General features: G+C 70.6%; 7 protein-coding genes and 1 pseudogene. 3 read left to right on the top strand and 5 right to left on the bottom strand.

Translation table 11 applies throughout. From position 1 onward, the window contains the following. Both FPZ41_RS40820 and FPZ41_RS40825 read right to left on the bottom strand, forming a co-directional pair. Positions 1–420 (bottom strand): hypothetical protein (locus FPZ41_RS40820; RefSeq protein ID WP_152869196.1); only part of this gene is annotated, 420 nt, incomplete at its 3' end. A gap of 151 nt (positions 421–571) precedes the next feature. Then, entirely contained in the window at positions 572–2,641 is a 2,070-nt protein-coding gene (locus tag FPZ41_RS40825; RefSeq protein ID WP_322621362.1) for an N-6 DNA methylase, read from the bottom strand. Between the two features lie 225 nt (positions 2,642–2,866). Between FPZ41_RS40825 and FPZ41_RS40830 the strand changes: the two genes are divergently transcribed. After that, positions 2,867–3,658: a hypothetical protein gene (locus FPZ41_RS40830; protein WP_152869198.1), complete on the top strand. Its 792-nt coding sequence runs from the start codon at positions 2,867–2,869 to the stop codon at positions 3,656–3,658. 152 nt (positions 3,659–3,810) lie between these two features. Here the strand turns inward: FPZ41_RS40830 and FPZ41_RS40835 are convergent, their stop codons facing one another. Further along, positions 3,811–4,527, bottom strand: coding sequence for an HNH endonuclease family protein (locus FPZ41_RS40835; RefSeq protein WP_322621363.1), 717 nt, complete (start codon positions 4,525–4,527; stop codon positions 3,811–3,813). A gap of 177 nt (positions 4,528–4,704) precedes the next feature. Here FPZ41_RS40835 and FPZ41_RS40840 point away from each other — a divergent pair, with 177 nt between their 5' ends. Beyond that, the gene (locus tag FPZ41_RS40840; RefSeq protein ID WP_152869202.1) at positions 4,705–4,890 is read left to right on the top strand and encodes an antitoxin; all 186 of its coding nucleotides are present in this window, start codon (positions 4,705–4,707) and stop codon (positions 4,888–4,890) included. Positions 4,891–4,930: 40 nt separating this feature from the next. Here the strand turns inward: FPZ41_RS40840 and FPZ41_RS40845 are convergent. After that, positions 4,931–5,767: pseudogene (locus tag FPZ41_RS40845) on the bottom strand (SCO6745 family protein). Positions 5,768–5,978: 211 nt separating this feature from the next. On the opposite strand from FPZ41_RS40845, the gene FPZ41_RS40850 reads away from it, so the two are divergent. Then, entirely contained in the window at positions 5,979–6,614 is a 636-nt protein-coding gene (locus FPZ41_RS40850; RefSeq protein ID WP_152869204.1) for a TetR/AcrR family transcriptional regulator, read from the top strand. 26 nt (positions 6,615–6,640) lie between these two features. Here the strand turns inward: FPZ41_RS40850 and mfd are convergent, their stop codons facing one another. Beyond that, complete coding sequence (gene mfd / locus FPZ41_RS40855; protein WP_152869206.1) at positions 6,641–10,171, bottom strand: transcription-repair coupling factor; 3,531 nt, start codon at positions 10,169–10,171, stop codon at positions 6,641–6,643. Between the last annotated feature and the right edge of the window lie 653 nt (positions 10,172–10,824).

The raw sequence follows: 10,824 nt of genomic DNA on the forward strand, positions 1-10,824 counted from the left end.
GGGCTGGGGGCCCGGGTAGCCGTATCCGGTCCCCGGCGGCTGCGTGTAGCCGGCGGACTGTGCGTACTGCGTCGGCCCGGACTGGCCGAAGTGGCGTATGTCCGCGTACAGGTAGTACGCGACGCTCGTCACCATACCGAGGAGCATCAGCCACATTCCGATGTTGCCCGGCGTCTCGAACTCGTCCTCGCCCTGGTCGACGGCGATCAGCGTGGTGACGATGGCGATGTGCACGGCCGCGAGGCCGAACAGGGCCCAGTGGAACGGCTTGCGGGTCACGACGGCAAGCCTCAGCATGCTCGGCCACGCCAAGAAGCCGCAGCTGAAGACGGCCAGCGCCACGAAGACCGCACGCAGGGTGATCTGCGCGCCCTGTGAGGGGCTGTGAGGCGGTTGCGGCACGTAGCCGGGGCCTTGCATGGCTGCTCCTGGTGGCCTGATGACGGCGGACGTTCGATGTCGTAGTCGAGCGTATAGGGGGACGAGGACAAGCGGTCCAGGGTTGTGGACAACCGTTGCCGCACCGTTCCACACCGCCGGTTGCGGAAGAAGCCGGAAGGATACGGCCCGCTCAGTCCGGTGCGACCGTCCCGTCGGCCAGACCGTCGTACATGCCGCGTACGAGCCCCTCGCCGAGGCGGCCCGCGAGGCGGAGCGCGTCCTCGAACTCCGCGAGGGCGCGGAACCGTTCGCCGTAGCGGCGCTGCTGGTCGAGCGGGAGGCGGGGCAGTTGGAGACGGCGTACGTCGAGCCGGGTGGCGGTGGAGGCGTAGCTGCTGGCCTGGCGGTTGTTGGCCGTGCCGCGCAGGAAGCCGGCCAGGAACCACGGGTCGAGCGCGGCCGGATCGGGGCGCAACAGCGTGAGGTTGCGGCCGAGGGCCGCGCCCGCAGTCGCCTCGTCGACCACGCGCGCGACGGCCCCACCACCGAGGACGGGCACGACCACGTCTCCGGCCTCGACCAGGACGGGCTGCTCCCCGGTCTCGGGCAGTGTCCCCGAGGGTGCCGTGCCGGACAGGACGTCGTGGTCGGTGAGCACGCGCGCGTGGGCGCCGTGTCCGCCCGTCCGCAGCAACAGGGCTCCCGCGCGCGCGAGTTCCCCGACCGTGGTCAGGGGAAAGCGCGCGGGCTGCGCCTCGTGGACGGGAGGGGGTGTCAGATCGGCGGTCAGGCGCAGCGTCCGGCCGAGGCGTTCGCGTACCGTCGACAGCTCCGCGGCGCCGACGGCCGAGGTCGGGGGCGGCAGATGGCGGGCGGGGGCCAGGTCCACGTCGTCGTCGAGGAGTTCGACGACCGGCACGCAGCGGCTCAGGCCCGGCTGTTCCGGCGCGGTGCCGTCGCGGTCGAAGGTCCGCCAGGTCTCCACGACGCCGGCGCGTACGTCCTCCCGGTCGAGCATGCCCCGGCCGCCGCCGGAGTCACGGCCGCGCTCGGCCGGGGAGGCGGCGGCGCCCCCGTCGAGGAGCTGTCCGGCGTCGACGAGCAGCACCTCGGGCTGCGCGGGCGCCTTGCCGGGCCTGCGCAGCACCCACAGGTGCAGCGGGAGATTGTGCGGGGGTGCGGCGCCCGCGGGCAGGGCGATCACCGCGCGCAGGGCGCCCCGGCGCAGCAGGTCGGCGCGGATACGGCGCCCGGAGCGGCGGCCGGCCGCGGCGGGAGGCATCAACAGGACGGCGGTGCCGCCGTCCCTCAGGCGGGCCAAGGCGTGCTGCACCCAGGCCAGTTCGGACTCCGTGCGGGCCGGGAAGCCGTACTCCCAGCGCGGGTCGTAGGCGAGCTCGTCGTGGCCCCAGTTGCGCTCGTTGAACGGCGGGTGGCACAGGACCGCGTCCGCCCTGAGCGTGCCGTAGGTGTCCGCGCGCAGGCTGTCGGCGGCGGCCGTGCGGACGGTGGACCGGGTGTGCAGGGCGAGCCGGAGTGCGGTGAGGGCGGCCTGCTCGGGGGAGCTGTCCTGGCCGAACAGCTCCTGGTCCGGCCGGGGGTCCACAGCGCGCAGCAGGGCTCCGGTGCCGCAGGCCGGGTCGAGCAGCGTGGTCGCAGGGCCCGCGAGGTCGGCCATCAGGCGGGCGAGATCGGCCGGAGTCGGCGTGTACTGGCGCGAGTTGGCGTCGAGGTGACGGCCCAGCAAGAACTCGAACGTCTGCCGGGCGCCCGTCTCGGCCGCGAGCTCGGCGGCGCCGCGCAGCAACGGGACCGAGGGCAGGAGCGCGGCGGCCGTCGGCGCCGTCACGGCGGGCCGTCGGACCATGCCGAAGCGGGGTGTGAGCACCTGGTCGAGGGAGTTGGGCAGCAGCTCGGCAAGGCGCTGGTCGGAGCCCGCACTCACCTCCAGCCAGACCGGGTGGCGGTCGTGCACGAGCAGGAGGGCGCAGCCCGTGTGGACCAGGGCCGTGCTCGGTCCCGCGGGGTGGCCGGCCAGCTGCTGCCAGACCCGCTCCTTGAGCGGTACCTCGGCGAGCTTGCCCTGCTTGCGGAGCCATCTCTCGACCTCGGCGAGCGCGAACGACGGGCTGGTCTCGGTACCGCCGACCGGCCTGGGGAAGTCGTCGTGACGGCGGCGCCAGTTACTGACGGCGGCACGGCCGACTCCAGCGAGCCGCGCGATCCCCGCCGCGGTCACCTCTGTCCCGATGTCCTGCACGCGCTCGGCTCCCCTCTGCCTGGTCTGTGAGCGCCACTGCCCCCGAGCGTCACCGTGTGTGTCGCCGAGCATACCGATGCGCGGGGGATCCACCCATTCACATTCGTGTACACACGAGAAGACGTGAACTATGTTGACTCGGTTCACAGGCCCTGCTCTTATTGACTCATCGAACATCACTCTGCTCTGGCAGGAGTGATCACGCACCTTCCAGGGGGACCATCCATGCGTCGCATCACACTCGCCGCTCTCTGCATCGCCGCCGCGGCCACCGCCACACTCACCGGTTGCCTGCCCGGCACGGACAAGGCGGACAGTCAGTCGACTGCGGGCAGCCAGTCGAAGGCAGACAGCAAGCCGAAGGAACCGTTCGCCGGACTGGCGGGCGGCGAGATCGCCGAACGGGCCATGGAGGCCACCAGGAGCGCGAGCTCGCTCCGTCTGACGGGCGAGATGCAGGACGACCAGAGCGACGGCACGATCCAGATGGACATAGCGCTCAGCAAGAAGGGCGAATGCGCCGGAACGATGAGCTTGGACAGCGAGGGCAAGCTCGAGCTGATCAAGACCGGCGACACCCTCTACATGAAGTACGACGAGGACTTCCTGCGCGCCCAGGGCACGGAGGAGACCGACTCCGAGGCCGAGGTAGACGCAGTCGTGGACATGCTGGCCGGCAAGTGGACCAAGATGTCCACGACCGGCTCCGACGCCGACGACCTCACGGACCTCTGCGACCTCGACAGCGCACTCTCCGAGTTCGAGAACATCGACTCGAACGCCGAGCGCGGCGAGACCACCACCGTCGACGGCACCCCGGCAATCGTGCTCAACGAGCGGGAGGGCAAGGACCGCAGCACGGTGTATGTCGCCACCGAGGGCAAGCCGTACCTGCTCCGGGCCGTCAGCAAGTCGGCGAAGGACCCGGGCGACATCACCCTCAGCGACTACAACAAGCCGGTGCCGGCCGAGGCCCCCAAGGGCAAGGTGCTGGACCTGGACGCGATGGGCGGCTGACCTCCGACCGTCGGCCGGCCGCCAGTGGCCAGTGACCGCTGGCCACTGACCGCTAGCCGCTAGCCGCTGAAGAAGGCTCGGGCCCGGTCCAGGCGTTTTGTCCCTACGCGGTATGCCCTGGTCCGAGCCCGTCGCCGCCGGTCAACGTGACGTCAGTTCGCGTGGAACCTCTCCGGCGCGTTGGTCGGGTTGCCGCCGGAGGGGAGTTCCTGGTCGGGGCAGTCGGACAGGACACTCTTCATGGCGTCCTTCTCCGCGGTGGTGACCCACAGGCCGTACTTCTTCTTCACGGCGACCTGCGCGGCCACATACGTGCAGCGGTAGGACTTGTTGGGCGGCAGCCAGGTGGCGGCATCGCCGTCGCCCTTGCTGCGGTTGGGGCCGGCGTCCACGGCGAGGAGGTTGAGCGGGTCGTTGGCCAGGGCTATTCGTTTGCTCGCGTCCCACTGCCCGGCGCCTTTCTGCCAGGCGTCCGAGAGCGCGACGAGATGGTCTATGTCCACCTGGCTGCGGCCGCGTGTGAAGGCGATCTCCTTGCCCGCGTAGGGGTCGGGATTCAGCACTCCCGAAGTCACCGTGCAGTCGCCGTCCTTGAACTTCACGTCCTCCAGGTCGCGTTTGAGTATGTCGTCGCGGGTGCCGCAGCCGTTCGAGTCCGTGTCGGCCCACGGGCTGCCGAACTTGTCCCGGTCGTATCCCGTCTTGGGCGCCCGACCCTTGACGGCGAGCGAGTCGACGGCGGCGAGTGCGGCACCGCCACCGCCCGGCCGTTCCTCGGGCCCCGAGGATCCCTCGGTCTCCTCCTTGCAGCCGGTGACGGCGACCAGCACCAGCGCGGCGACCGCGACCCCACCCTTCAGACGCACCACTCGACGAACCTCCCTTGTGTACATGCCTGTTACGCATGCTCACTTGCTTACTCTGACGGACTTTTGACTGTTCAACCGTAGCCGCAGCAAACGTGCGGCCCCACCATCGCTCAACGGGCAACAGGTGCACGCCGGGCGTATCGTCGGTTGTGAGTCACCTCCGGAAGGAGTTCTCGCATGGGCATCTTCGACAGGTTCAAGAACCGGGCCCATCAGGACAAGGCCAAGGAAGCGTCCGACGCCGCGGAACGGAAGATCAACGAGAGAACGGGCGACAGGTACGCGGGCCAGGTCGACCAGGCTCAGCAGCGAGTCGAGGGATCGATGGGCATCAGGCGCGACGAGCCGCCGGAGCCGCGGTAGCACCGAGGTTTCAACTCCGGCTTCAACTCCCCGCCGGCCCTCACACCTTGCCGATCCCCAGCGTCGTCGCCGAAGGCAGCTGCCCCGCACCGAGAACCGCGACCCAAGGCTCACCGAGCAGGTCGGCGAGGTGGGCAGTGGCCTCCGGGCCGAGGAACCGCCAAGGGCCGGCGGCAAGTTCGTCCGTATGGTGCTCCACCTGACGGCGGAGCTCACGGCCCGCCTCCGTCGCCGTACCAGACCGCGTGCCACGAGCCGGTCGCGCGCGGCTGACCACTCCTCGGGGCTCCAGCCCCGGCTCTCGAAGACCTCCGCCGGCGCGGCACCTATCGCCGCGAATGAGACCAGGGACTCCACGGGGTCGAGCCCGGCGACCAGGAGCGCCGCGAGGTGACCGTCACCGCGATGCTCGCGCAGGATCGCCGCCGCGCGCCACAACTGGAGGTGCGTTTCGGCGGGCCACGGCAACTCGGCGTTGGCGGCGGCCAGCGGGCGACCCGCCGTGTTCGCGGCCTCGGCGGCGCGGCGGGCCAGTGCGGCCGCTTCGGCGAGTGCGGGACTGTGCAAGCGGTCGCCCAGGATCGCCCGGTACACCCGGTCCATCGCCCGGTCGCGTGCCGTCAGGACGGCGTCCGGACTCGCTATGCCCCAGGCCGGTTCGACGTACTCGGCGACCATGCGCGGGTTGAAGCTGTAGAACGCGGAGGCCACGCGCTCGCTTCCAACAGCGCCCAACGGGGCCGCGCGGAAGGAGAAGTAGCTCGGCCAGCGCTCCTTCGTCCCGTATCCGAGAGAAGCCGCCTCCTCGAAGGCCCTCCTCGAAGGCCTCCGGCGCAAAGAAGAGCACGGAGTGCAGCACCTCCAGCAGGTGCCACATGCGGCGCACCAGGTCGAGACCGACCCGTTCCCCGTCCTCGCGCCCACGCCCGCTCCCCCTCTCGTACTCGCTCTCGTACCCGTGCTCTTCCTCACCGACCCCACTGACGTCTTCAGGCATGACGCATCCCCCCACAGCCTCGCTCACAGCCCACAAACTTGACAATGACTAGATTCACCCGACCCGCCGAACTTGTCAATGCCTAGATTCGATGCGTACGCTGATCTCCGTGACGAGCACGGCCAAAGCCCCGTACCACCACGGCGATCTCCGCCGTGCGATCCTGCGTGTCGCTCTCGACGTCATCGCCGTCGACGGCCCCTCGGCGCTGAGTCTGCGCGACCTGGCACGCCGAGCAGGCGTCTCGCACGCGGCGCCGGCCCATCACTTCAAGGACCGCACGGGCCTGCTCACGGCGATCGCGGCGGAGGGGTTCGAGTTGCTGGCGGCAGCGATCAGGGAGGCGACCGACCTACGGGACGGGGGCGTGCGCTACGTGCGCTTCGCGCGCGAGCACCCCGCGCACTTCCAGGTGATGTTCACGCCGGAGCTGCTGCGGGAGAGCGACGTCGAACTGACCACGGCCCGCGCCCTCTCGACAGCCGCCCTCCACGACACCGTCTCGACTGCCACGCCCGGGAACGGCAACACCGAGGGCAGCGACACTGCGGGGAGCGACACCGACGCGAACGCCGACACCCGCCTCGCCCGCGCAACCGTCTGGTCCCTCGCCCACGGCTTCGCCACGCTCCTCCTCAGCGACAACCTGGACAACCTGCTGGACGGCGAGGACCCCGAAGAGGTGTTCCGGGCCCTCCCGATGGTGCTGCTCCCGCGCACCACCTGAAGCCGCCCTTACGACTCGTACAACCCTTACGACCCCAGAATCGACGCCAGGAACTCCCCGGTCCACCCCAGCAACTCCCGCCCGACCAGCGGCTTGCCGCCCACCTTGGCCGTCTTCGGGCGGGGCACCAGGATCTGGTGGACGGCGGGCTTGATGACGACGCCCGGGTAGAGACGCTTGACGCGCAGCTCCTGGGACTCCCTCAACTCCACGGGCGCGAACCGGATGTTGTTGCCCTGCAGCACGATCTCGCCGACACCGCACGCACGCGCGAGCATTCGCAGACCCGCCACGAGCAGCAGGTTCTCCACCGGCTCGGGCAACTTGCCGTAGCGGTCGACGAGTTCCTCGCGTACGGCCTTGATGTCCTCCTCGGTGTTCACCGAGGCGATCGCACGGTACGCCTGGAGGCGCAGCCGCTCACCGGGGGCGTAGTCGTGCGGGACGTGGGCGTCGACCGGAAGCTCGATCTTGACCTCCAGCGGCGGCTCCTCCTCCACGCCGCCCTCCAGCGAGGCGCGGTAGTCGGCGACGGCCTCGCCCACCATCCGTACGTACAGGTCGAAGCCGACACCCGCGATGTGCCCGGACTGCTCGCCACCGAGCAGGTTGCCCGCGCCCCGGATCTCCAGGTCCTTCATCGCCACATACATGCCCGCGCCCATCTCGGTGTGCTGGGCGATGGTGGCGAGCCGCTCGTGCGCCGTCTCCGTCAGCGGCTTCTCCGGCGGGTAGAGGAAGTACGCGTACCCGCGCTCACGGCCTCGCCCGACCCGCCCGCGCAGCTGGTGCAGCTGGGAGAGGCCGAAGTTGTCGCCGCGCTCCACGATCAGCGTGTTCGCGTTCGAGATGTCGATGCCGGACTCGACGATGGTCGTGGAGACGAGCACGTCGAACTTCTTCTCCCAGAAGTCGACGACCACCTGCTCCAGCACCTGCTCCGACATCTGGCCGTGAGCCGTCGCGATGCGTGCCTCCGGGACGATCTCGCGCAGCCTCGCCGCTGCCCGGTCGATCGACTCGACCCGGTTGTGGATGTAGAAGACCTGGCCCTCGCGCAGCAGTTCCCTGCGGATGGCCGCGCCGATCTGCTTCTCCTCGTACGGGCCGACGAAGGTCAGGACCGGGTGGCGCTCCTCGGGAGGCGTGGTGATCGTGGACATCTCGCGGATGCCCGTCACCGCCATCTCCAGCGTTCGGGGGATGGGTGTCGCGGACATGGTCAGCACGTCCACGTTCGCCCGCAGCTTCTTCAGCTGTTCCTTGTGCTCGACGCCGAACCGCTGCTCCTCGTCGACGATGACCAGCCCGAGGTCCTTGAACCGGGTCTCGGCCGAGAACAGCCGGTGCGTGCCGATGACGATGTCGACCGACCCCTCCCGCAGGCCCTCCAGGACCCCCTTGGCCTGCGTGTCCGACTGGAAGCGGGACAGCGCCCGCACATTCACGGGGAACTGCGAGTACCGCTCGCTGAACGTCCCGAAGTGCTGCTGCACCAGCAGCGTCGTCGGTACGAGCACGGCGACCTGCTTGCCGTCCTGGACGGCCTTGAAGGCGGCGCGCACGGCGATCTCGGTCTTGCCGTAGCCGACGTCGCCGCAGATGAGCCGGTCCATGGGGACCGACTTCTCCATGTCCTCCTTGACCTCGGCGATCGTCGTCAGCTGGTCGGGGGTCTCGGCGTACGGGAAGGCGTCCTCCAGCTCGCGCTGCCAGGGCGTGTCGCCCCCGAAGGCATGCCCGGGGGCCGCCATGCGCGCGCTGTACAGCTTGATGAGGTCCGCCGCGATCTCCTTGACGGCCTTCTTGGCGCGCGCCTTGGTCTTCGTCCAGTCGGCGCCGCCGAGCCGGTGCAGTGTGGGCGCCTCTCCGCCGACGTACTTGGTGATCTGCTCCAGCTGGTCGGTGGGGATGTAGAGGCGGTCGCCGGGTTGGCCACGCTTGGCCGGGGCGTACTCCACCACCAGGTACTCACGGGTGGCGCCCTGTACGGTCCGCTGGACCATCTCGATGTACCGGCCGACGCCGTGCTGCTCGTGCACGATGTAGTCGCCGGACTCCAGGGTCAGCGGGTCGATGGTCTTGCGGCGGCGGGCCGGCATACGGGCGCCGTCCTTGCCGGCGGCCTTCTGGCCGGAGAGGTCGGTCTCCGTGAGCACGGCAAGCTTCAGCTGCGGGTCCACGAAGCCGTAGTCGATCGACCCGCAGGCCACGTGCACCACGGACGGGCTGATCTCGGCGAGGTCCGCGTCCAGCCGGGCCGCGATGCCCTCGCCGCCGAGCACCTCGACCGTACGGGCGGCCGGGCCGTGCGCCTCCGTCACGAAGACCGCGCGCCAGCCGTCGGCGAGCCACCCCTTGGTGTCGGCGAGCGCCTTCGCGGTGTCGCCGCGGTACGTCTCGGGGGCGTGCATGCCGAGCTTCAGCGTGTCGGCGTCCAGCTCCTCGTCGGCGGCGAACGGGGACACCGACCACCACATCATGTCCAGCTCGCGGGCCCGGTCCCGGACGTCGGCGATGGACCACAGGGAGGCCGCGCCGACATCGATGGGGGCCTCGCCTCCGCCCGCCGTCGCGGCCCAGGACGCCTGGAGGAACTCCTGGCTGGTGGCCACCAGGTCGGCGGCCCGCGTCCGCACCCGCTCCGGGTCGCACACGACGGCCATGGCGCCCTTGGGCAGGACGTCCAGCAGCAGCTCCATGTCGTCGACGAGGACGGGCGCGAGCGACTCCATGCCCTCCACGGCGATCCCCTCGGCGATCTTGCCCAGCAGCTCGCCCAGCTCCGGGTGCTGTTCGGCGAGGGCACGCGCGCGCGTGCGTACGTCGTCCGTCAGCAGCAGTTCACGGCAGGGCGGCGCCCACAGGCCGTGTTCGGCGACCTCCAGCGACCTCTGGTCGGCGACCTTGAAGTACCGGATCTCCTCGACGTCGTCGCCCCAGAACTCGATGCGCAGGGGATGTTCCTCGGTGGGCGGGAACACGTCGAGGATTCCGCCGCGCACGGCGAACTCGCCGCGCTTCTCGACGAGCTCGACCCGGGAGTAGGCGGCTGCCGCGAGCGCGTCCACGATGCCGTTCAGATCGGCGGTCCGACCCGTCCGCAGAGCGACCGGCTCCAGGTCCCCGAGGCCCTTGACCTGAGGCTGGAGCACGGAGCGCACGGGGGCCACGACCACGGAGACCGGACCGGTCTCGGGGTCGTCGGGGCTCGGGTGGGCGAGGCGCCGCAGTACGGCGAGGCGCCGCCCCACGGTGTCGCTGCGCGGGCTCAGCCGTTCGTGCGGGAGGGTCTCCCAGGACGGGTACTCCACGACGCGGTCCGGCGGCAGCAGCGACCTGAGCGCGGCCGCCAGGTCCTCGGCCTCGCGGCCGGTCGCCGTCACGGCGAGTACGGGCCTGCCGGCGCCCCGGGCCAGCGAGGCCACCGCGAAGGGGCGGGCCGCGGGTGGTCCCACCAGGTCGACGTGCATGCGGTTGCCGTCGGTGGCTGCCGTGATCGCTTCCGCGAGGGCCGTGTCCTTGACGACGACGTCGAGCAGACCGTGCAGGCTCATGAAGGGCTTCCATCCCGGAGAAAACTGGAGAAATCAGAGAAAGGGCGCAACGCGAAGGGCCCGACACGTCTCACGGGCCGGGGGTGTCCAGAGTACGACGACGCTGCGCCTGCTTGGGCGGGGAGCGGTGGGTGGCTGTTCGTCGGTGACGTGCTCGGAGGCGAGGGCGCCGTCCATGGGGCTGCGCCCCAGACCCCGGTTCGGGTCGCGTCTGCCGGGTTCTGTGTGTTGTCGGCTGCGGGTTCATCGTGGCTGGTCGCGCCCACGCGGCGGAGCCGCATATCCAACGCAGCCCCGCGCCCCTAAAAAACGCGGGCGCACCCGAGCCGGCGAGCGCGCCCCACCGCACCGCACGCCGACCGCACCGCCCACGCACCGGCAGCCATGTCCACACCACACACGCACCGGAAGCCGCGTACGCACGGCAGGGGACGCGCCGGGAGGTGTCCGCCCGCAGCGGCCGGCGTCCGCCACCGAGCACATCGCACACCCACACCAACCGCCGGACCGAGGACGGAGACCTCCCGGCGCGCACCCGACCCACGACGAACCGCAGGCGACGCGCGCCCCCACGAGCCGCAGACGAAACACAGAGGCCCGGCGCCGCAGAGTCGTCACTCCGACTCCCGGCGCCGAGCCCTCCCCCCTAACCC

Origin of the sequence: Streptomyces acidicola, from assembly GCF_009377235.1 — a bacterium.
In the GTDB taxonomy this organism is placed as follows: Bacteria; Actinomycetota; Actinomycetes; order Streptomycetales; family Streptomycetaceae; genus Streptomyces; species Streptomyces acidicola.